19 protein-coding genes are annotated in these 22,792 nt (G+C 39.8%); 12 read left to right on the top strand and 7 right to left on the bottom strand.

From position 1 onward, the window contains the following. Nucleotides 1-4 precede the first annotated feature (4 nt). From UABAM_RS14795 to UABAM_RS14780, 4 genes are all read left to right on the top strand, one after another. On the top strand, nucleotides 5-1,579 hold the full coding sequence (locus UABAM_RS14795) for an amidase family protein (protein ID WP_151968781.1): 1,575 nt from the start codon (nucleotides 5-7) through the stop codon (nucleotides 1,577-1,579). 13 nt (nucleotides 1,580-1,592) lie between these two features. After that, on the top strand, nucleotides 1,593-4,367 hold the full coding sequence (locus UABAM_RS14790) for a serine/threonine-protein kinase (protein ID WP_151968780.1): 2,775 nt from the start codon (nucleotides 1,593-1,595) through the stop codon (nucleotides 4,365-4,367). Nucleotides 4,368-4,540: 173 nt separating this feature from the next. Beyond that, nucleotides 4,541-5,020, top strand: a complete 480-nt coding sequence (locus UABAM_RS14785) for a DUF3592 domain-containing protein (RefSeq protein ID WP_151968779.1) — start codon at nucleotides 4,541-4,543, stop codon at nucleotides 5,018-5,020. A 36-nt stretch (nucleotides 5,021-5,056) separates the two neighbouring features. After that, nucleotides 5,057-5,428 carry a hypothetical protein gene (locus tag UABAM_RS14780; protein ID WP_151968778.1) on the top strand — a complete coding sequence of 124 codons (372 nt, stop codon included), beginning with the start codon at nucleotides 5,057-5,059 and terminating at the stop codon, nucleotides 5,426-5,428. Between the two features lie 130 nt (nucleotides 5,429-5,558). Here the strand turns inward: UABAM_RS14780 and UABAM_RS14775 are convergent, their stop codons facing one another. The 7 genes from UABAM_RS14775 to UABAM_RS14745 form a co-directional block, all read right to left on the bottom strand. Continuing rightward, a complete protein-coding gene (locus tag UABAM_RS14775) occupies nucleotides 5,559-5,996 on the bottom strand; it encodes a GFA family protein (RefSeq protein WP_151968777.1) in 438 nt (145 codons plus the stop codon). 359 nt (nucleotides 5,997-6,355) lie between these two features. Further along, nucleotides 6,356-7,630: a dihydrolipoamide acetyltransferase family protein gene (locus UABAM_RS14770; RefSeq protein WP_151968776.1), complete on the bottom strand. Its 1,275-nt coding sequence runs from the start codon at nucleotides 7,628-7,630 to the stop codon at nucleotides 6,356-6,358. Nucleotides 7,631-7,639: 9 nt separating this feature from the next. Further along, nucleotides 7,640-9,688 (bottom strand): alpha-ketoacid dehydrogenase subunit alpha/beta, encoded by a 2,049-nt coding sequence (locus UABAM_RS14765; protein ID WP_151968775.1) that lies wholly within the window; start codon nucleotides 9,686-9,688, stop codon nucleotides 7,640-7,642. A gap of 137 nt (nucleotides 9,689-9,825) precedes the next feature. Next, on the bottom strand, nucleotides 9,826-11,061 hold the full coding sequence (locus UABAM_RS14760) for an ATP-grasp domain-containing protein (RefSeq protein WP_151968774.1): 1,236 nt from the start codon (nucleotides 11,059-11,061) through the stop codon (nucleotides 9,826-9,828). 92 nt (nucleotides 11,062-11,153) lie between these two features. After that, nucleotides 11,154-11,909 (bottom strand): CsgG/HfaB family protein, encoded by a 756-nt coding sequence (locus UABAM_RS14755; RefSeq protein ID WP_151968773.1) that lies wholly within the window; start codon nucleotides 11,907-11,909, stop codon nucleotides 11,154-11,156. Between the two features lie 8 nt (nucleotides 11,910-11,917). After that, complete coding sequence (locus UABAM_RS14750) at nucleotides 11,918-12,637, bottom strand: CsgG/HfaB family protein (protein WP_151968772.1); 720 nt, start codon at nucleotides 12,635-12,637, stop codon at nucleotides 11,918-11,920. Between the two features lie 12 nt (nucleotides 12,638-12,649). Continuing rightward, nucleotides 12,650-14,809: a serine/threonine-protein kinase gene (locus UABAM_RS14745; protein ID WP_151968771.1), complete on the bottom strand. Its 2,160-nt coding sequence runs from the start codon at nucleotides 14,807-14,809 to the stop codon at nucleotides 12,650-12,652. A gap of 97 nt (nucleotides 14,810-14,906) precedes the next feature. Between UABAM_RS14745 and UABAM_RS14740 the strand changes: the two genes are divergently transcribed. The 8 genes from UABAM_RS14740 (at nucleotide 14,907) to UABAM_RS14705 (ending at nucleotide 22,721) form a co-directional block, all read left to right on the top strand. Beyond that, on the top strand, nucleotides 14,907-16,043 hold the full coding sequence (locus UABAM_RS14740; protein ID WP_229759403.1) for a M29 family metallopeptidase: 1,137 nt from the start codon (nucleotides 14,907-14,909) through the stop codon (nucleotides 16,041-16,043). Between the two features lies 1 nt (nucleotide 16,044). After that, on the top strand, nucleotides 16,045-16,842 hold the full coding sequence (locus UABAM_RS14735; protein ID WP_173013330.1) for an SDR family NAD(P)-dependent oxidoreductase: 798 nt from the start codon (nucleotides 16,045-16,047) through the stop codon (nucleotides 16,840-16,842). Between the two features lie 3 nt (nucleotides 16,843-16,845). Further along, a complete protein-coding gene (locus UABAM_RS14730) occupies nucleotides 16,846-17,838 on the top strand; it encodes an alkaline phosphatase D family protein (protein ID WP_151968768.1) in 993 nt (330 codons plus the stop codon). Next, nucleotides 17,828-18,286, top strand: coding sequence for a hypothetical protein (locus UABAM_RS14725; protein ID WP_151968767.1), 459 nt, complete (start codon nucleotides 17,828-17,830; stop codon nucleotides 18,284-18,286). The genes UABAM_RS14730 and UABAM_RS14725 overlap by 11 nt, the downstream gene beginning before the upstream one ends. Then, nucleotides 18,283-19,755, top strand: a complete 1,473-nt coding sequence (locus UABAM_RS14720) for a hypothetical protein (protein ID WP_151968766.1) — start codon at nucleotides 18,283-18,285, stop codon at nucleotides 19,753-19,755. Before UABAM_RS14725 ends, UABAM_RS14720 begins: the two co-directional genes overlap by 4 nt. A gap of 114 nt (nucleotides 19,756-19,869) precedes the next feature. After that, nucleotides 19,870-20,466 carry a macro domain-containing protein gene (locus UABAM_RS14715; RefSeq protein ID WP_151968765.1) on the top strand — a complete coding sequence of 199 codons (597 nt, stop codon included), beginning with the start codon at nucleotides 19,870-19,872 and terminating at the stop codon, nucleotides 20,464-20,466. Nucleotides 20,467-20,492: 26 nt separating this feature from the next. Then, nucleotides 20,493-21,215, top strand: coding sequence for an ABC transporter ATP-binding protein (locus UABAM_RS14710; protein ID WP_151968764.1), 723 nt, complete (start codon nucleotides 20,493-20,495; stop codon nucleotides 21,213-21,215). A 9-nt stretch (nucleotides 21,216-21,224) separates the two neighbouring features. Next, the gene (locus tag UABAM_RS14705) at nucleotides 21,225-22,721 is read left to right on the top strand and encodes a glycine betaine ABC transporter substrate-binding protein (RefSeq protein ID WP_151968763.1); all 1,497 of its coding nucleotides are present in this window, start codon (nucleotides 21,225-21,227) and stop codon (nucleotides 22,719-22,721) included. Nucleotides 22,722-22,792: the final 71 nt, after the last annotated feature.

Genomic DNA, 22,792 nt, shown 5'->3' with positions numbered 1-22,792 from the left:
TACAATGAAAATCGTTTATATATTGGTGGTTATTTTGTGCATGGTACTTGTGTTTTTATCTATTCAAGCGTTCGCGGATACATCGGTTGATCGGTACATCAACAAGCAAATAAAACGCCAAACATATGGAACAAGTTATCCGCGTATTCGCGTTTTAGACTTTTCGCCTTTTGTAGAAGCTCTTAAGAAATTTAGCAAAGACGACAGCCACATAGAAAAAGTAGTTGTCGCGGCAGAAAATATATATGAAATACAAAAGTTATTTGACGAAAAAAAATTGTCTTCTCAACAACTGGTGCTATTTTATTTAAAACAAATACAAACACACGACCCACAACTCAATGCAGTACTAGAACTAAATCCCGAAGTGCTAGAAGAAGCAATTCTTTGTGATAAGGAACGCTCTACAGATCGAAGTCCTATTCATGGCATACCGGTGTTGTTGAAAGACAATATTGCTGTTGCGGGTAAAATGTACAATACCGCAGGTGCTGCGGCGCTAAAAGACGCTCACAGCGACCGTGACGCTGAATTAGTGAAACATTTACGCGAAAATGGCGCTATTATACTTGGCAAAACCAATTTAAGCGAGTGGGCGAACTTTATGACCTTTTCTTCGGCAAATGGTTTTAGCACATTAGGTGGACAGACGCAAAATCCCTATGGTCGATTTGACGTGGGAGGTTCTAGCTCTGGTTCGGCGAGTGCTGTGGCGAAAAATTTGTGTTGTGTCGCGGTCGGTACGGAAACTAGTGGCTCTATTATTTATCCGGCTTCGCAAAATTCAGTGTTTGCTTTGAAACCGACGTTGGGAGTTGTTAGCCAAGACCGGATTATTCCCATTACGTCAAAGCAAGATACCGCAGGTCCCATGGCGCAAAATGCCACCGATCTTTCTGTTCTATTTCAGGCGATGCAGAAAAAGGCTATGGACAAAATTGGTCTAGACAAAGACGCACTGGCCGGAAAAAAAATAGGTGTGCTTTACGGAAAGCAGTACGAAAAAAGTTTTCGTAGTGGTGACATGGCATTTCGCGAAAAAATGCAAAAGACACTCGGCGAAGCAGGTGCGAAAATAGTTGAGGTTGAATTGAAAGCTCCACAACTTAGCGCCGTAGATGCATATAGCGTTATGGTATATGACTTTCCCAAAGAGTTAGGGCATTATCTACAACAGACAAAATATAAAATAACCACCTTAGAAGAAATTATTCGTTTTAACTATCAACAACCCCGAAAATATGCACCTTTTGGGCAAGGAATTCTTCGCACTAGTGTCAAAAGTAAAATGACAAAAGAGCAACAAGACGTCCTAGTGGAAGAGAACCGCAAAATTACCCGACAAGTTATTGACGACTTATTGGAGAAAAACGATGTCGATGTACTCGCAACTTTGAGCAACTATTTCACTCTTGTATACGCACCATGTGGTTATCCGGCAATTAGTATTCCTTTAGGTTATCGCGACAGTGGTGAGCCCATAGGCATGACTCTTGTCGCCAGAAAAAATCAAGATGCTATGCTACTGCAAATAGCATACGCATACGAACAGAAATACAAACCGAGAAAAAAACCATAGTTGTGAGAGTGATATGGAAAACAGTGACATTGTACTAGGTCAACTCGCGATCTCGATGAATATGATTACCACACAGCAACTTTCGCAGTGCATTAGTCTACAAAAACAAATACAACAGCAAGGACATAATCTTACGCTTGTTGATATCTTAGTGAAAAAAAATCTTATTTCAGATGAACAACGCAATATGTTATTGGGAGCAGCTCAAAATCACCACGCACAAAACGCCACTTTACATGCAAAGCCACAGCGACTTGGACGTTATACGATTGAGAAAAAAATTGGCCAAGGGGGAATGGGGTACGTTTACAAAGCATGGGATCCGAAACTCGAACGTTTTGTCGCGTTGAAGGTACTGATTCATACCGATAGTGATGTCAACATCAAACGCTTTATGCGTGAAGCAAAAGCCAATGCGATGTTGCGTCACGAAAATATCGTTGCCATATACGATATGGGAGAAGAGGCACAGCAACCTTATTTTACCATGGATTATCTAGAAGGTGGATCTTTAGACGAGCGCAAAAAACAATTGTCGTTTCGCCAATCTGTAGATATTTTAATTACGATGTGTAAGGCCGTAGATTTTGCTCATAAAAACGGCGTTGTGCATCGCGATTTAAAGCCGGCGAATATCATGTTTGATAAAAATGGAGTACTAAAGATAACCGATTTTGGTTTAGCAAAAATCGCCGATGATCAGAAATTATCCAAAAGTGGTTCTTTGATTGGTACAGCATTTTACATGTCGCCTGAGCAAGCACAGGGAAAAACCAGACAAGTCGACCATCGTAGCGACATTTATGCGCTAGGTGTGATACTGTACGAACTTATTAGTGGTCGAGTTCCTTTTATTGGTAAGAGTTTTCAGCAAACAATGCACCTTATTAGCACAGCACAACCCAAATTGCTCACAGAAATTAAAAAAACAGTTCCGACCTCTCTCGATATTGTATGTATAAAGGCGATGGCGAAGAGAAAGGAAAATCGCTACAGTAGTGCACTTGAGCTTGCGGGAGATTTGGAAAAAATACGCAGTGGTAAACGCCTGCGTCATCGTAGTCATATTTATTTTGTATGTTTTAGTGCTGTTGTCATATTATCTGCCATTGTGGTTACATCTTTCTTCATGATGCAAACCATCACTCGTTCTAGTAAACTGCCCGAAGTTGTGGAGCGAAACACGCGTAATTCACAAACAAAAACAGTAAAGACGCAAGCAGAGAAGCCTTCGAAAACATTTAACAACACCAAGGAGTATTCTACTACGGAAAAACCGCGCAAAAGTGGTGAGCTATATTTTCCCAACGAGAAAGAGTTACCTCTTGGCAATGTACGCGCGCAAATGAGTAAAGTGGGACGGTTAGAAAGTAAGATGCGTAAGGCAAAAAACAACGGGGATCAAACAGCAGTGAATCGTTTTGCCATTGAAATGGCAAATGGTTATTACAAGGCACATGTACTACGCGATGAAATTCTGAGTTTACAACACATCCAGCCAAAAACTCCGGAAATATTGTGGCGTTTAGCCGAAAGATGCATGACGGGTAAAATGTATATTCACGCACGCTACTACACCAACGAAATTTTGTGGCAATTTCCTGGGCACTCTTTGCGCGAAAAAGCGCAAAAAGAACAGCAAAAAATTATCAGTGTTTTTCCCGTTGCCGACAATAATATTCGCCAAGTGGTGTGGAGTATTTTACGCGACTTAGCATATGCACGTGTTTTGCGCATTGAGGAAAAGTATAAGACATGTATCGATTACTATGAACAGGCTTGGAGTAAGGCCAATAAAGGTGCAAAATTATTTGCTGTGTCATCTGCGATCAAAGACAACTCTTTGTCCCCTCAATTGCGCGATGAATTTAACCGCGCAAATCATCGCTTGAGCAATAAAGCGATACTGCGTAACATAGACAAGAATACTTGGGCAATTGATGACGATTGGAAAGAAAAATATCGCCTGCATTGCGAAAGCGACTATCAAAGTGGAAAAGAGCATATTTATGTCTATGCACCACTTTTAGAGTTTTTGCCACTACTCAAAAGTTTGCAAATCATGTCGTACATTCACCTTAAACAATTCGCAATTGCACAAAAAGAATTACAAAATTTGCAAATGACTTCTTCGCGCTGGTATCCATGGATTTCTCACATCTTACGGCAAAATGGTTTTATATACCATTGGCCAGAAACGCTACTTTCAAAAGGAATGTTTTTCTTTTTTAGTGGAAACAACAGTGAAGCGCAAAAAATATTTCAGAGTATCGAAAAGCACTATTCGCCGTGGTATGTTTCTGGGGAGAGACAATTATTTCGCTTGAATAAAAATTACCTGGGGCAAACGCCCAATTTACAAGAAAAAAAATGGTGGAATATGCTTTCCGAGGACATAAATACAGTTTTGGATATGCTGTTGGTTCGCGGGATCATGAACGGCAAATTGAGCAACAATCTACCTGTTTATCAACGTACCTTTGAAGATTTACTCAATCTCGAAATCTCTCCATACATGATTCGCAATCACCTCGCTGATATTTACTTTCGACAAAAGCTATACCAAAAATCAATTGATAATTATGTGTTATCACGCCATCTTTCTCCGCAAGATGTTGTTGTGTTTGGTTTAGGGCAATTGGCCTTGAAAGCGCAAAACTATCCCTTCGCCAAGAGATGTTATCTATATCTAGAAAAACATCCACCGGTAATATACCGCAGTGATAAAAAGCAATTGGCCGATTTTCAAAATCATGTGCAGCAAATACTAAGACAACTTGGTCATTAGAAGCACCAATACGCTATACGTTGTGTTTACGGTATGTTTGGCGGACCTGCGGCCTCTAAGCTTTATATTTACTAATGGCAAGACATTGGTTTCACGCTGGAGTAGGGAGTTATTATAATACTGTTATGTTCGCAGTATTATCAAAATAATTACTTTGGTGTGGAGTATATATTATGCAAACAGCATTGCGTATCATGGCGGTCATTTTTATTTATTGGGGTGTGACAAGTTTATTCTCGTCACCAGCTGAATTTGAAAATAAATTGGATACATATAAACCGGTTATTGGTCATATATTACATTGGGAAGTCGTTTACATTGAAAGTGACAACAAAAGGATTGACGGGATGTCATCTCATCGTCCAACGGTAAGCTATATTGTGGACGGCCAACAGTACACGGTAAAGTCATCTATCGCTTTTCCTGGCAACCCCGATCAAATGACAGGTGTTACTACCGTATACTACAATCCTACAAATCCCCAAGAAGCGGAAGTTCAGCAATATTTTGACCAAAAGAAAGACAATAAGGAAATCGATGATTTATTTTCGATGCCTAAGGCCTTTATCCTCGCAATGATTGGTATTGGACTATTTTTATTCTCCAATAGTCAAACTTTTAAAGAACACAAGGTGGAACTTTCTAAGCGTTAACCGTAAAAATGTATAGATGACAAAGGAAAGGTAAAAATGAATGATGATAAAGTTTTTATTGGTTTCCTTTTAGTGTTGTTATCACTCGTGTGTTGTTATTTCACTTTGCTTTTAAAAGCCAAGCATGATTTGGTGTGTTACCTCGAAAGCCAAGTTATCCCGGGACAGAAAGAAAAAGCTTGTGAAATGTATGCAAATTTTAGCGAGAAATATAAAAACCAATATGAAAATGTGGATCGTTTCGCGGAAGGCTTTATACAGCGTTATTACCATTGCAAAATGATTCACCTCTGGTTGTATGGTCGCGAATTGGTTGTACGGTTTGTCATACAAGATAAAGACGTTTATTTATGGAAATGGAACGTTTTATCAATGACCACAACAGTTCAGATGCAACATCCATTGTAAGTACCTCTCTCATTTTCTTGAGGAAAAACTACAGAGAAAACCCCTGCAAAAGCACATATGGGCCAAATTTTATATGTGCTTTTGCCGGGATAATTTTCCTATCCGAGTTCCGAAAACACGCCCCATTAACTTACAAATTTTCGCGCCACTTTTTTATTTGTTTTTTCGTGAATTGTGGTAAAGCGTCGTGAATTTCACTCCATGTAGGTTTGTATTCCACATAAATGTGTTTATCAGGTTTTACATGGAAGTTTTTGTCTAGCAAACCTGCAGGAATTTCTATTATGGTTTGTTGAGTGAAGAAGTCAGGTAGTGGGGAACCACAATTACGACAAAAAATAGAGCGGTACGCGGGTGGTTTTTCACGGATAGGGGTGTCATAAACGCCAATGAACTCTTTTCCACAGGTAAGATGTATATTTTTGCTATGGACACTGACCATCGCGGCATATGCAGAACCTGTGGCCTTACGGCATCTATTACAATGACATAGTTCAAATGGACCGGTAATTTTTTGTACTTCAAATACAACGCCGCCACATAGGCAACTGCCTGTTATTTTTTCCATTTTTGTATTAAGTTTTTCTTTGTATGGGTGCCCTCACCATCGAATGAGCAGTTTCAGCTTTGCTGAAATCTGCTATTCTCATGCCTCTCCCACGGGAGAGGCATAATGCTTCTCTTTTGTTAAAAACAAAATTCGTTTGATTTGCGGGCAAATATTAAGTGTTACTAAGTTTGATTGTGGTTGTCATTATAATACGCACAAAATAACACAATAAAAACAAATTAAGACGTGTTACGCCTCTCCCGTGGGAGAGGCATGAGGCTTGTTGCTTTCAGCGTAGCTGAAATCTACAAGACGATGGTGAGGGCACCCAATTTAAAGTAGAAACACTTAAGTGAAGTCTGAAGACGAATGCCTAACTACTGCCAATTCTCCAGAATATTCACAAAGGCAGTTAAAAATTTGTTTGCCTGGAAACCATCCAATGCGCGATGATCTATTGTTAATGTTACGTAGATCATTGGTTGAATTTGGATGCAGTCTTGCCCGTTTATTTCATTGACCACAACGCGTTTTTGCATCTTGCCAATACCAAGAATGGCGGATTGTGGCTGGTTTATGATTGGTGTGGCGATTAAGCTACCACTAACACCATGGTTGGTAATCGTCAAGGTTCCACCTTGTATATCTTGTCCTCCAAGATTACCTTCACGTGCTTTTTGGGTAATTTTTTGTAGTTCGTTGGCAATACCTATCAAGCTTAGATGTTGCACATTTTTGAGAACGGGAACGATAAGACCATTATCTACCGCCGTAGCAATTCCCACATTACAGTGTGGAAAAATTTCTAAACGGTCATCGTGCCAACGCGAATTTACTTCAGGAACCGCTTGCGCCGCAAGAGCCGTTGCCATCGCGAAGTAAGAAGTAAATGTGAGTTTGACTCCTTGTTCGGAGAAAGCTTGCTTGTTTTCATTGCGATGTGCAATGACATTTGTCATGTTCGCCTCAAAAATGGCGGTAACATGAGGGGCGGTCTGCAACATACTTTGTACCATATGATTGGCAATTTGCTTACGCATGGGAGAGTGAGGTACAAATTTACTATCTGAGGGTTGTGGTGGTTCCTGTACGTTTAACTTTGTTGTTGGTCGTACATTTTTACTTTTCATTGTTGAAAGTGTCTCAGAAGGGCGCATCGGTGGTTCTTGTATGCGATGTGTTTCAGACATTTTGATATATGCGATGACATCTTTGTGTGTTACACGGCCCTTTTTTCCCGTACCGTGTATTTTGGAAACATCTATGTTATTTTTGCGTATTAATTTTCTTACGGCAGGACTTAAGAGTGTTTTGCTATCTTGAGATTCCTGAGATTCTTGCTGTTGTTCTTTTTTCTCAAATTCACGTTGAATTTTTTGTAAAGGAGAAGTGGGCGTACGTACGGTAGGTTCTCCAAAAAGAAGAATTTCTGCCAGTTTTTCTCCGGGCATAACTTCGCTATTTTCTTCTTTAAAGATTTTATACAACTCTCCTGTGGCAGGAGATGCTATTTCAATGGTCACTTTGTCGGTACTGATTTCAACAATTGGTTCGTGAATACCCACTAAATCTCCAGGAGCTTTTAGCCATTTTTCAACAACGGATTTGGATCCTTCTTGTTCAGGCATAGTGACGAGAACTGTTCTAGACATAGTTTCCCCTTAGAATTCAATAAGTTCTTTTATAGCGTTTGTTATTTTTTCGACACTCGGTACTACAGCGTTCATTAATCCGATATTATAGGGGATGGGAATATTTGGTACTGCAATTCTTTCAATGGGGGCATCTAAACTAAAAAATGCTTCTTTGACAAGTGTGGCGCTAATTTCAGCTCCGAAGCCCGCGGTAATGTTATCTTCGTGAACAATGAGGCATTTTTTGGTTTTATCTAACGAATGAATTACCGTTTCTTTGTCCCACGGAGATAAAGTACGCAAGTCTATGATGTCCGCAGAATAATTTTTGGCAGCTTTTTCGCATCTCTCGACCATTGCTCCCCATGTGACAATTGTAATGTCATTACCACTTGTAATCAATTTGGCCTTACCCATCGGAAGAACAAAATCATCTCCCGGATAAGGACGTCGTGCCCAAGAGTTGTCTAGTAGTGCGCGATGTTCAAAGAATATCGTTGGGTTATTACTACGTAGTGCCGCGCGTAGTAAACCGACAGCATCTTCTGCATTGGATGGGCATACAACTTGCCACCCTTGTCCATGAACCCACATGACTTCGTTCGATACACTGTGCCATGGGTCACCACATTTGGCAAAGCCACCTGGAAGACGAACAACGATAGGGGCAGCAAAGCGATTTTTTGTGCGCCAACGAATTGTACCACAGTTGTTTAACTGTTCTGTTGCAGGATCAGCGTATTTGCGAAATTGAATTTCGGCAACGGGGATTAACCCAGCGAGCGCCATTCCCACCGCACGTCCAATGATTCCCTCTTCTGATAAGCTCGTATCAAAAACGCGGTCTTCGCCAAACTTTTGCTGTAATCCCATTGTCGCAGCGTGAACACCACCTTTTGGGCCCACATCTTCACCAAAAACCAACATTTTGGGATTGCATTTCAATTCGCTTTCCAGCGTCTGGCGAATGGCAGTTAGCATATTCATACGTGCGCTACCTGTTTGTGGAACTTCTGTGGCTGTTGGGAACACGTGGTTTTCTGCTGCTAATCCACCAGTGAGTTGTACCTCGTCTTCAAAAAATAAGTGTTTGGTAATATCGTCTGGCGAAGGATCAGGACGTTCTAGTGCCAAATTCAATTTTTGACGAACTTCCGCAGCTGTTTCTTCCTCAAGAGTGTTCCATTCTTTTTCACTCATATATTCGGGTACAATATAACTACGTAGTTTGTGATAAGGGTCGTTTTGCTGTTCTTCTTCAATTAGTTCAGGAGTTTTGTATGCTTGAGTGTCTTGTCCAGAATGCCCACAAAGACGCGGCACTGTCAAACGTATCAGGACAGGACCTTTGCGATTACGCACTTCATCGACGGCTTGTTTGATGAGTCGCGAAGCTTCGCCTGGATCTGTACCATCGCCGCTTAAGATGTGCAAATTTGAAAATGACTGTAGATTTTTAGCGATGTTTGCACCAGGTGTCTGCTTTTCTGAAGTTACGGATATGGCATATCCATTGTCTTCGATGTAAAACAAAAATGGCAACTGTAAGGTTGTGGCGATGGTTAAGGCCGACCAGAAACCATTGGTAGCTACTGATCCTTCTCCTCCAAGTACAACCGAAATTGCCTTTTCGTAATTGCTATCTTTGAGAGTTTTATGACGATATTCGATTGCCTGCGCCCAACCAATCGCCGGCGTATACTGAGATCCCACATCACCGGCCATTGGTATTATCGTTGCTTTACCTTGCGAAGGGAGGTTACATACAACTCCAATATCGCGTCCGTCACTAAATCCACCGGATTTACTAAGTGGTCCGGCAAATGCATCGTCAATGGTCAGCCCTTGAGTCAAAAGTAAAGGACGCGAACGGTAGTAGGCACTTGCGCAATCTTTGGCATTCGTAAGAAGAGAGCCCAGTAGTATTTGCCCTAAATCATGCCCACGAGCAGAAAATTGATACAAGACTTTTTTTTGTGGATAGAGTTCTGTCTCTTCTATCTCATCTATTTTGCGTGAGGTCATAACCCATTTGCAAATTTGTTTCCAATCAAAATCGGTGTTTATTTTACTCATAAGCTAACAAATAGAAATTATTTTGATAATTTCTATTTCTCCTAAAAAAAACTGAAATTGGATTTTTTCTTATTATACCGCGAATGCTAGATAAAGTAAAGGATTGATCAAGCTGCGAATGACGGCTTGTTACCCAGCTAAATAAATTCAAAATTCAGCATACTCATTACTTGGTCGTATTTGTCATACAGCTGTTGCCAACTATCAGCACCGAGATTTAATACGGCGTATTTATAACTGCCACTACTTTGAATGGTATCTGAAAGTCGTTGACCGGCTTTATGTTCTAGTTTCAAAATGAGATCAGGAAATTGCTTTTTGAGTTGCGCGATTTCTTCTGCTGTAGGGATTCTTTGAACAAATTTGTCCTCAAATAACCGTGGTGTAAATGTCGCGGCTACTTTAAATTCACCTTCAATGTTTGGTATGTGTGGTTTTTTTCCTAAAGCAATATCGACACAAGTTTCATAAGTGTTGACGCCTTGCACTTTTTCGAAATAATCGGCAGCAGCAAAAAATATGCGGGGGTTGACTTCGATAATATCTATTTTATTTGTAGATGAATCATAAAACATTTCTAAGTTAAACATGCCACTGTTGTATCCGCTGTTACTTACAAATGTTTTTGCCATTGTTATCATGCGTTGCTGTACATCTTTTGGTAACTTTGAGGGGTATTCAAAACTACGAAAGCTTTCCGTTCCGGGATACATGATGGAATCGACAATTCCCATAATGGTAACATCCCCGTTGTGACAGAATCCATCTAATGTTACTTGTGTACCTTTTAGAACCTCTTCTAAGATAAAGTGATTGGCATCAATTGTAAATTGTGGATATTGGGCTAGAATATCGTTAAATGGTTGCGAGAACGCTCGCAGTTCTTCGCGGTGACAATCGATAAATTCTTGGAGTTGCTGTTTGTTGTCGATTTGCGCCGTTAAAAAGGAGAATACCGCTTTGACTGGTTTGATAAAGCATGGAAAAAAGAGGTCTTCGCGATGGGAAATATTCTCGTCAATTGAGACCACGGTAAACCGCGGTGTATCTTCTGGTAAGTGTTTACATTGAGTTAAACGACTGTAATATTTGTGTTGCAGTGTTATTGTGGCTTCAGGAGTACATGCGGGAATTCCTATTTCGCCCGCGAGTATCGTCGCTGCTAATATGCCTGGATAATCTTGGGAGGTGATTACTGCATCAATTTTTGGGTACTTTTGTTTTATTTTTGCAATAAAACTCTGGATGCAAAACTCTTCGAGGTGTGAAGTGATATTATTTTCACCTTCGAAAAAAAATTGGTGCTCTGGAAATCTTTTCTGGTTTAGAAAAAGGGTGTCGTAATCATTGGGGAACAAAACTAAAATATTCATGAGCGACCTTTACAGTATAAAAAGTAAAACAAAAAAAGTAGGTCTCGCGAGACCTACTTTTTATCTAAACAATTTATTTTTTACTCAAAACCTTACTTATGCATATTTGCTTCCAAGCTGTAGTCAATGTCAGGTAACATTTTTTTTACGGCGCGGTCTAAAGCCATGCGTAGCAACTTACCTTGATTTTCATTGTCTATTTCAACTCTTCCATCGGGACGTGTTGAGATACCTGCGATGACGAGACCTAAACTACTTGCTGTCTCTGTACGTTTGACATCGGAAGAGTCAGCAAATAAGACTTCTCCTGTTGTTGTATCGACAATGCGTACATCTACTCCGATGTGAAAATCCAATTGTACTTTCAAATAGTCGAAGTCCAAGTTGGGTATGGGGACAGGACTATAGTAGTTTGCTACCACGTTTGCAAGGGTACTTAGAATACCGCCGCTGAGTGATTTATCATTGTGTTGAATTTCAAAGTTAGTGATAGAACCAAAACACAGTAAATCAACACCTTTGATTTTACCTTTTTTTATAAGCTCGTCAGGCTCTACGATGCCAGCGAGGTTTTGCTCGGCAAGCAGATCTTTTAGTCTTGTGCGCTCAATGACACGAAATCTTCGCGTTTTAAAGAGTAACGTTGTCATTTGATCGGCCCCGGCCTCCCCGCGTTGTCCACCTGTTTTGTCCTTAAAATCAATGACAGCTAAACGTTTTTTTGTAATACCTTTTTTAGGAGGAGGGTATTGTCCTATATCGGGAATTTCACTGTTTTCTAACTTTGACTCTGTAGAGGCGCAGCCGAGGAGTAAAAAAACAATACATATGGCGATAACATATCTCATAGCGGCCCCTAGTCGTAGTAGGTATTGACATAATCAATATCGCGAAGCATTTTTTTGACCACCTTGTCAAGGGCCATGCGCAATAGTTTTCCTTGATTGTTGTTACTAATACGTATAGAACCATCTCCACGAGCAGATATTCCCACAAGTTCAAGTCCCATAGCACTTGCTGTTTCTGTGCGTTTGACATCTGCGCTTTCGGCAAATATTACTTCTCCTGTTGTGGAGTCTACAATGCGAACGTCTACACCAATATCAAAGTCCAACTTTTCTTTTTTAAAGTCTATGTCCAAAACGCTAATTGGCAGCCTATTTAGAATACCACCGCGATTACGTGTTCTGGTTGTTTTCACTTCAAAGTTGGTGAGCGAGCCATAACATAATAATTCCGCACCTTTTACTTTTCGTTTTTGTGCCATGGTGTTTGGATCGACGATTCCTTCCATATTCTGCTCTTTTAGGACGTCGTCTAGGCGTGCGCGTTCGATAATGCGAAAACGGCGTGTTTTTAACAATAATGTTGTCATTTGATCAATGGCCGCATCCTCGCGATTTCCACCTGTTTTGTCCTTAAACTCTAGAACAGCAAGTGACTTTCTATTGATATTCGGTGGCGGCGGAGTGTAAGAACCCACACCCTCTATTTCATCGGACTTCCACTCGGAAGTAGTCGAAACACAACTTAGTAAAATTAAACTACAGCTCAGAATAAAAAAATGTTTGATCATGATAAACAACTCCTACTTTAGTTTTTGCATTTGCTGTTTGGCTTGAAAAGCCATATTAGAATTAGGAACGAGTTGCAATACACTGTTGAAATCTTTACGTGCAGCTGCTTTATTCTTTATACGCGCGTAGGTTTGCGCACGTAGGAAGTAGGCATGGGCAAATTGTGGATTGATTTGAATTGCTTGATTCAAGTGACGTAAAATATGTTGCATGTCTTTTGCATCTAAAGGTTTCTTCATGTAGAGTGTTTGACTCGCGTAAAAGTGATTCACTGCCGAAGGATTTAAATTTATTGCTTGGTGAGTCACTCGAGTTGCCTGTTCGTGTTTTCCCATAGCCATTAGACTTCTACCGAGGTTGATATATCCCATTGGATTTTGCGGATTGAGCTTTGTGATTTTGACAAAATCCTGTGTCGCTTGAGGAAACTGCTGGATTTGCATAAAAGTACCTCCGCGTTCTGCCAAAGCTTGAATATTGTTAGGATGGAAACGCAACAATGTGTTGAAATCTTGAATGGCTTGTGTAAATTGTCTTGCAGCACGCAATGCTCTTGCCCTGGTATAGTAAGCATCTACCATATTTGAGTTTAAACGCAAGGCGTTGTTACTGTGTTCTATTGCTTTGCGAAAATCTCGTTTTCCCATATAGCTCTGAGCGATGTAGTTATAGATAAGTGCTTGTTTGTTGGTGTATTGTAAGCATATTTTTAAATCTTCGATGCACAAATCAAATTCTTGCATGGAAAAATAAATGTAACCGCGTCGTTGGTAAGCATCCGCGTGTTGATTGTTTTTATTTAGCACTTTATTGCAGTATTCAATTCCAGTAATAAAATCTCTTTTACTTTGGTGTAGCGAAGCGAGTATGAGTAGATTCTCCGCGTCTTCATTATCTAAAGCTTCAATACGCTTTGCCGTGTCAATAGCTCCCGCAATATCTTTTAATTGCATTTTTGTTTGCAACTCGCTTTTTAGTTTTAGTATTTCTTCATAAGAGGCATTATTTTGTGCGGTGTCATCATTCGACAATTGTGTATCGTTGTTTTGTGCTTGTTCGGTGTTATTTTGTAACACGGCGTTGTTTTCGCTGTTTTCGCTGTTTTCACTGTTTTCGCTGTTGTCGATAGGTTGTTTGGTGTTACCTCCCAACCATATATAAGAGGCAATAAATGTCGTTGAAAGCAACATACCAACAATTGCGACAACCACATAAATTTTCATATCTCCGGATAATGCAGGCGTTTGACGATTCTTTTTATTTCTTTGCGTAGAACCAAGAGCTTCTCTTTTGAGGAATATTCCTAATTCTCTGCCGAATTCTCGCGCACTACCATGACGGTTTTGTGGTTCTCTTTTGAGTGCTTTGAGGCAGATATTATCTAATTCTTTCGGGAGCTCTGGATTTATGGTGCTTGGTGGGGTAACTTTTTTATTGGCGACATTGTACAACACTTCAAAGTCTGTGGCTCCGGTAAAAGGAGTTGTGCCGGTAATTACCTCATAAAGAACCGCTCCTAAAGAATAAATATCGGAGGCAGGAAGATTTTTGTCTCCTGAACTTGCTTGCTCAGGGGCAATGTAATGGGGGGTTCCTAGCAATTCGCCTTCCAGCGTAAGTTGTGTCGACTTTGATAAGTTTTTTGCGATCCCAAAGTCCATTAGCGTGGGTTTAAAGTCGGAACGGACCAATATGTTTTCCGGTTTTATATCACGGTGGATGACGTTATTTTTATGAGTGTACTCCAGCGTGGAAGCAACTTGCTTAATAATCTCAAGTCTTTTTTCCAGTGGAATATTGTACTCTGTGATTGCTTTGTTAAAAGGTAGGCCATCAATAAATTCTGTCACGATGTACGAAAAATTCTCCATTTGTTGCACATCATATATTTTAATGATATTGGGGTGATTCAGTTTGGCTGTTGTACGCGCTTCTTCTAAGAATCTTTTTACATCTTGAATAGATGTGTCGTTGTTGTAGACGAAAACCTTAATGGCGACAGTCGTTTGGCTGTGGACATGTTGCGCTTTATACACCTCTCCCATTCCACCGCGGCCAATTGTGTCGATAATTTTGTAAGGTCCTATGTATCGCGCCGCGTTGTTTTGTTGTGGAAGAATCATTTTTTTTGTTGGTTTATTTGCCTGATCCAGATTATCATAAGGATTCATTTGTTTTTCTCCGCGAAAACACTAAAGTGTTTCTTTTTTTTTGATTATACACCAAAATAATCCAGAATGAAAATAAAATAGCAAATAGGAAACTTTGATGAATCTAAACGAACGAGAAATGTCATCTCTTTTTCAGGCAGTATTTCCCAAACTAGAAGACGACCGACAAATTGCACTGCTTGTGGATTTACCCGATGACAAAGAGGAAGATAACTCCCCTTGGGCCTTACGTCGAAAAATTGCATACGAATGGTTCTTACTTTTGCAAGAAATAAAGTCTGAGTTACAAATAGACCACGTTGACCTAATCGTCTATCGCAATGTCAAATCAAACAATGCCGATTTGCCATGTGAGATGTACATATGGAATAAAGAAACACCAAGTACTTTTCCCAATGAAGAATTACCCCAGAGTACAAGTATAGAGGATGTGTTTGGTAAATATCAAATTTTCTTGGTGTTGTCGGAATATTCTGCGACAGCTCCGATGAAAATTGCCGCTAAAAAATACCATTTTCGCGCCGCAACAATGTCAGGTTTTTCTTCTGATATGTTGCCTGCACTTCGTATTGACTATGAGCTTGTGAATAAGCGTCTTTTACAACTAAAAGAATTGTTGGACGCGGCACATACATTGTGTCTAACATTTTCTGTTGATGACAAGTCGTTTTCGATGAAGTTTGATTTACGCTCTACTACGGCTCATGTGAGTGGGGGAAGATTTCCCACGGCAGGAATGGTGGGGAATCTTCCCAGTGGCGAAACGTACATTGTTCCAAATGAAACTCCTCAGAGTCAGAGCGAAGGTGTTTTGCCTGTACAATTTGACGATGAAGTTGTACTATACGAAATAAAACACAACAAAGTGGTAAATGTCATCAGTAGTGGTCGTTTTTCTGAAATAGAACGCGAGCACTTGCAAAAAGAGCCGGCGTATGGAAACATTGCCGAGTTGGGTTTCGGAATTTTGCGTGATTTTGGGATTTCTCCTATTGGCGAAGTTCTACTGGATGAAAAGTTGGGGTTCCACATAGCCTTTGGCCGCAGCGATCACTTTGGAGGACTTGTTGGACCACAACATTTTTCTTCGCCACAGCAAGTTGTACATATTGATTATGTTTATATACCTGAAACACAACCACGTGTTTCTGTAGATAAAATGGAACTTGTTTTCGCGGAAAAATCGCAAACCATAATGAATCATAATGAATATAGTTTATGGGAGAAACCATAAAATGAGTCGTTTGCAAAAGTACTGGCAAGGAAAAAAAATCGTCATTACCGGTGCCTCTTCAGGGCTTGGGCGCAGCTTGTGTGAAGCTTTGGTTCCATTTGGTGTGCACTTTGCTCTTCTCAGTCGGCGTGAAAATAAACTACGTGAACTCGCGGAAGAGTTCAAGGATAGCGATTGTACATTTTGGATTCGCTCATGCGATGTATCCAATCAAATGCAAATTCAACAATGTATATACGATTTCGCCGAGCATGTGGGTCAAATTGATATTGTATGGATAAACAGTGGTGTAAGTCATGATTCCTCTATGGATAATTGGAATTGGCAAAAAGTGGAAACAATGATAGACACTAACTTAAAAGGTGCTATTTATACCGCCAAGGCAGCTTTAGATGTCATGGGAGAGCAAGAGTCTGGTGCGATTGTTGGTATTGGTTCTGCTGCTTCGATGCGTGGACTACCACGACGTAGTATCTACAGCACCACGAAAATAGGTGTGCAATATTTTCTGGAAGCAATGGCTGTTGATTTTCCGAAATTACAGTTTACTACGATTCATCCGGGGTATGTCGACACTCCCATCAATAACAAAAGTCCAAAGCGTTTGTGGCTAATCGATAGTGAAAAAGCAGCGCAGTTAATGATCAAGGCAGTGGCAAAGCGCAAACATATATACATCTATCCTTGGCAGATGCGTCTGTTTTATCATTTCGTACGAAGTTTACCACATTACTTTTATTATAAATTAGCCGAAAGAATGAAAAATTTGAGTCGTCCGCCAAAGGAATTACAGGAGTAAGTGATGAGATATTTAATATTTGTTTTGATTTTGCTCGTAAGCTGCCATGCCGATCAGCGTAAACAAGATTCGTTTGTCATCGCATTTGGATCTTGCAACAAGCAATATAAAAAACAGCCTTTGTGGGATGTTATTTTGCAAAATTCGCCTAACTTGTGGGTGTGGTTGGGAGACGTTATTTATGCAGACACCGAAGATATGTCCATTATGCAACAAAAATATCAACAGCAACGCGATAAAAAAAAGTATCAAAAGTTTCGTAGCAAAGTTCCTATTATCGGTACTTGGGATGATCATGATTATGGTGTGAATAACGGTGGCAAGGAATACCCTGCTAAGGTAGGTAGTCAAAAGTTATTTTTAGATTTTTTGGATGAACCACAATCTAGTAAGAGACGTACCCAGCAAGGTATCTATTGGGCATACACATACGACGTTTCTCCAAAACTTAAAGTAAAAGTGTTGGTTCTCGATACGCGGTACCATCGCGAAATGCCGGGACGAAATACCGATATTTTGGGGGAAAGCCAATGGCAATGGCTTCAAGACGAGTTGCAAAACAGTAAGGCTCATATTCACATCATTTGTTCTAGTATACAAGTTCTGTCGCGTAAACACCGTTATGAAAAATGGGCGAATTTTCCCCAGGCGCGCAAACGTCTTTTGGATTTACTACAAACATGCAACTCAGTGTTGCTACTTAGTGGAGATCGACACTTTTCCGAAATCTCCTGTTTAAAACGTCAGGATTTGCCTCCCATTTTCGAAGTGACTTCTAGCGGCATGACGCATAATGCCTCTATTCCACTTACTGTTTTGCGTAAAGAGAATTCCGAGTATCGCGTTAGTGATTGTTTTAACAAAAAGAATTTTGGTGTGATCACCATAGATGAAAGTAATGAGAGTCTATCTCTAGAAATTCACGATAAAAATAACCGCAGTGTCTTGCAACAAAATGTCTCTTTTTCATCATTGGGGGTTCATTATGCAAAATAACTTTGTTGGTGTAATATTTTTCATTTATATTTTGACTCTTTTGACTATTTTTTTATATGGTTGGAGTAAACATCAGCAACAACATTACTTTGAAACAAATGGGGATAAATCCTCTGCGGTAATCACAAAAAAAAATCACATAAAAGATACATATGTTGTCGAATATTTGTATCATGATAATATTACACAGCAAGGTTACGCCGATTTTAAAATAGTTTCCGCAAATATGTGGAATGGTGTTGAAGTAGGAGATAAGTTGCTAGTTGTTTACGACAAAACCCACCCTACCCATAATATATTCAAATTTACTAGTGAAGATCAGCAACCTTTTCTCGAAGCTTTAAAGCTCATACTTGCTTTAATTGTACCAGTAATATATTTTTATATATTGACGAAAGTTTTATTTAATCAAATCGAATTTATATCAACACAAAGGGGTATAGGATGAAATATGTTGTGCTGTTTATGTGCTTATTTTCCTTAGTCTTTGGTGATGAACTTCCCCATCAAGATTTAGATGAAGGCATTTTGTGGCAAAAAGTAAACGACGATGACGATGATAAGCGCGAAGTTGCTGACGAGACCAACGATGAAGAAGCTAGTGATGACGACGAAGCTAGTGATGATGAAGCTAGTGATGACGACGAAACTAGTGATGACGACAAAGCTAGTGATGACGAAGAAGACGAGGCTAGTGAAGACGACGAAGCTAGTGATAATGACGAAGAAACTTCTTATGATAAAAATTCTCCTCTTAAGGTTACCGTTAGTAAAGCAAAAGGAGCTGTGGTTGTCGGACAACAACTTGTTTATACCGTTACGGTGACGAATATTTCCGATAACGAAGTTCGCGATGTAAAACTTGTACTAACGACTAGTTTTGGTATTGACCCTGTCGAAGTTTTGTCATCGGCGACATCACTTGTCGAAGACGATGATGAAGTGGATGAAGATGGAATTGTTTTTGAACCGCTTGCCAGTTTGAAGTCCTACCAAGCAATTGAATATCAAGTTTCTTGCGATTTATTTAACTTTTATCGTGGAGAAGATGACAATCATCCCGCTTCTGCAATTGTTTACTACAATGTAAGTGACGAATCTACGCAACGCAAGACCATGGCGCGTGGCGAGCATTTTGAAGTGGTTGCGGCTCCATATTTAGAGACAGATGTTGAATCGGCAGAAGGTTTTATTGATACCGGACAAGAATTGAATTATACCATCGAAATTTCGAATATTGGACCAGTAGACGCGGAAAATGTCGCTGTACTTATTACGTATGATGCCCAACAGCTACAAGTGGAAGATATTAAAGCTCCTTGTGAAGTTGTACTTCATTCCGCAGGACGCATTAAACTCGCGGAGTATCCACTCTTAAAATCCGAAGATGTAAACGCCGATGAACAAGAATCATTGGTCATTCATATCAAAGGTAAGGCGATGATTTCTGGCTATGCTTCCGGTTTACATGTGATTGCCAAAGTAGGCAAAAAACCTGTGCAGACTATTTCTGCCAAGGTGAAAAAAGAAGATGTACCTAGCGTGAAGAGTTTGAAGTTGCACAAGGCGACGTTTAAGGGGCGAAAAAATAATAATCGCCGCTGGGATATTGGTTGGAAAAAAGGCGTTTTGCCAGATTCTTTTGTGACCATTTCTGTCGCAGAGAATGGTACTTGGGTGAAGAAATTTACTAGTCAGGTAATGAAAAATAATCTACGACCTATATGGGAAATTGATACGCAAATTCAGGTATCGCCAAAAATGAAAATTCAGATAGAAGTGTATGACAAAGACTTGAAAAAACATGACATAATCGGTAGTCATACTTTTACTGTTGACGAAAAGGTTTTTGCACAACAGGAATTAGAATTTTCTTTTGCTGGTGTGGAAAAAATCTCTTTTTCTTTAGAAGATTAAATTTCTGTAAGTCTTATTTAACGGGCCTGAGATTATAATTTGTTTATCTCCTATGATTTTGTTACAATGAAAGTGTAAGAGTGTTGAACACTTTTACAAATCATAGGAGATAAAATGGATAACGTAAAAATAACCCTCAAAGCAATCGATTCTGATTTAATCGTGGCATGGGAAAACTTTTTTAGTGAGTTTCGCAATGTAAAGATTTCTTATGGCAATATTCTTGCTAGTACTGCAGATGCCATTGTAAGTCCTGCAAATAGTTTTGGCTATATGGATGGCGGTTTAGATTTACAGTATAGCCAACATTTTGGATGGGATTTAGAAAAAAAACTACGCCTTCATTTAGAAAAAAAATATGATGGTGAACTTGCCGTAGGCCAAGCTACCATCGTTGCTACAGATCGCATTGACATACCTTACCTCATTAGCGCGCCAACTATGCGCGTACCAATGGATGTTTCACAAACCGTAAATACTTACCTGGCGTTTCGCGCCATTTTAATCGCAATTCGCGACTTCAATCGTTCCAGTAATTCAAAAATAAATAGTGTGTTATGCCCTGGTTTGGGAACAGGTGAAGGACGCATGCCCGCAGAACGCGCAGCACGCCAAATGTACGCAGCTTATGCCAATATTGTTTTGGAAGAGAATGAAATACATGGTGGCCTAGCTTGGGCTGTCGAGGGACATATGTATCTCTTGAAATAGGTCGAATCAACAACGAAAGAAAAATAATGATTACTGTAAAAAACTTAGGCAAAATGTACGATGATTTTGTTGCAGTAAGTGACTTGAATTTTACTGTGGAACGCGGTGAAACATTGTGTTTTATCGGAACCAGTGGTTGTGGTAAAACCACTACATTGAAAATGCTCAATCGTTTAATTGAACCCACAAGCGGAGAAATCTTACTTTCCGGAGAAAATATTCTACAACAAAACGTGATTGATGTGCGTCGCGAAATGGGTTACGTAATGCAGCGTGGCGGTCTTTTCCCGCATTGGACAGTAAAACGCAATATTGCACTTGTTCCCTCTCTTTTAGGGTGGCCTAATGCAAAAATTCAACAACGTGTGGATGAACTTCTCGATTTAGTGAACCTTGATCCTGGAGAATATCGCGATCGCTTTCCTGCACAACTTAGCGGTGGACAGAGACAAAGAGTGGGAATCGCACGGGCGTTTGCCGCAGATCCACCTGTTATTTTAATGGATGAGCCTTTCTCTGCGCTAGATCCTGTTACGCGAAAACAATTGCAGGAAAAATGTATCGAATTAAAAGAAAAGTTTGAGAAAACCATTTTGTTTGTTACCCATGATTTAGAAGAGGCTTTCCTTCTCGCTGATAAAATAATGATTATGGACAAAGGGAAAATGGAGCAATACGATACACCAGAGAATATCAAAAATAGTCCCGCGACAGAGTTTGTTGAAAAATTTTTACAAAGCCACGAATAGGAATGTGTGATGAAAAAAATAGCTATTGTTCTCGCTTTACTGATATCTTTATATGCCAATAATACGATCAAGGTGGGAAGTAAAGTTTTTCCTGAGTCGCGTTTACTTGGAGAAATGATTAGTATTCTTATTGAACAAAACACGTCACTGAAAGTAGAGCGCAACCTGTGGATGGGAGGAACAAAAATTTGTTTTGAAGCTCTTAACTCAGGGGCCTTGGATGTTTATTGTGAGTACACAGGTACAGCGTGGAATGTAGTCCTAAAGAAAAAAAACAGAGCAAGCGCTGATGTCGTTTACAAAACGTTAAAAAAACAGTTCGCAGATACATATGATTTGCACTGGATGCCACCACTCGGATTTAATAATACTTATGTTATTGTTGTCAATAAAGAGTGGTCGATAAACACCGTTTCCGAGTTGGTGACCGTTCAAGATAAAATTAAGTTGGCGCTTAATCACGAATTCATGCACCGCGAGGATGGTTTTTACGCAATGTGTAAATTCTATGGACTTGATTTACCTAATGTGACGACAATGGAACACAGCCTTGCCTATAAAGCGATTTCAGAGAAAACAGTGGATTGCACAAGTGCTTTTAGTACAGATGGAAAATTGGTAAAGTATAACTTGAAAGCTTTACGCGATGATAAGAACTTTTTTCCTCCATATTTTGCTGCCCCTCTTGTCTATGGGAAAACATTGCGCAAATACCCCGAACTAGAGCCGCTGTTTAATACATTAGCGGGAAGACTCAACGACGAGAAAATGACAAAGCTCAATTATCGCGTAGAAATCAAGAAAGAAGACTTCTACGATGTGGCGTATGAATTTTTAAAAGTAGAAGGTTTAATTAAAGAGGATAGCGTTAAAAAAGAACGAGAAAGCCAAATGACAAAGCTAACACGGCAACATTTACTTCTCGTTGGTATCAGTACCATTTTAGCGATTCTCATTGGTGTGCCATTGGGAATTTTTATCGGTAAATATCGCTCTTTTGCCCCTCTTGTTTTGGGAACGACAGGTGTTATGCAAACCATACCTAGCTTAGCAATTCTGGCGATCATGGTGCCCATTTTTGGTATTGGTGTTGTACCATCAATTATCGCTTTGACACTTTATGCACTTCTACCAATTATTCGCAATGCCTATACCGGTATTATCTCTGTAGACCCCGAGTTGATTGAAGCGGCAAGAGCCATGGGAATGACCAATATGCAAATTCTCACCATGTTGGAAATTCCTCTGTCGACAACAATTGTTATGGCTGGTGTCAGAACAGCAACGGTAATCTGCGTAGGAACGGCAACATTAGCAGCTTTTATCGGGGGTGGTGGTTTGGGAGAGTTTATCTTGACAGGTATTAATCTCAATGATAACTATCTCATACTATGTGGTACTATTCCCGCTGCGGCTTTGGCAATCTTTGTCGATTTTTTATTGTCACGTGTTGAAAAGTGGATTGAACCACAAGGGTTAAAAATTCAAAGAGAATTGTCAAATTAGAGTGCTACCTACAGCTTCAAGCCTTTGTAAAAAAGGCTTGAAGTGATAATAATTTATCTATTTTGTGGAAA

Source organism: Candidatus Uabimicrobium amorphum, from assembly GCF_009002475.1.
Taxonomy (GTDB): Bacteria; Planctomycetota; Uabimicrobiia; order Uabimicrobiales; family Uabimicrobiaceae; genus Uabimicrobium; species Uabimicrobium amorphum.
The sequence above is the reverse complement of the archived record's forward strand: the minus strand, read 5'-3'. Positions and strand labels throughout refer to the sequence as shown.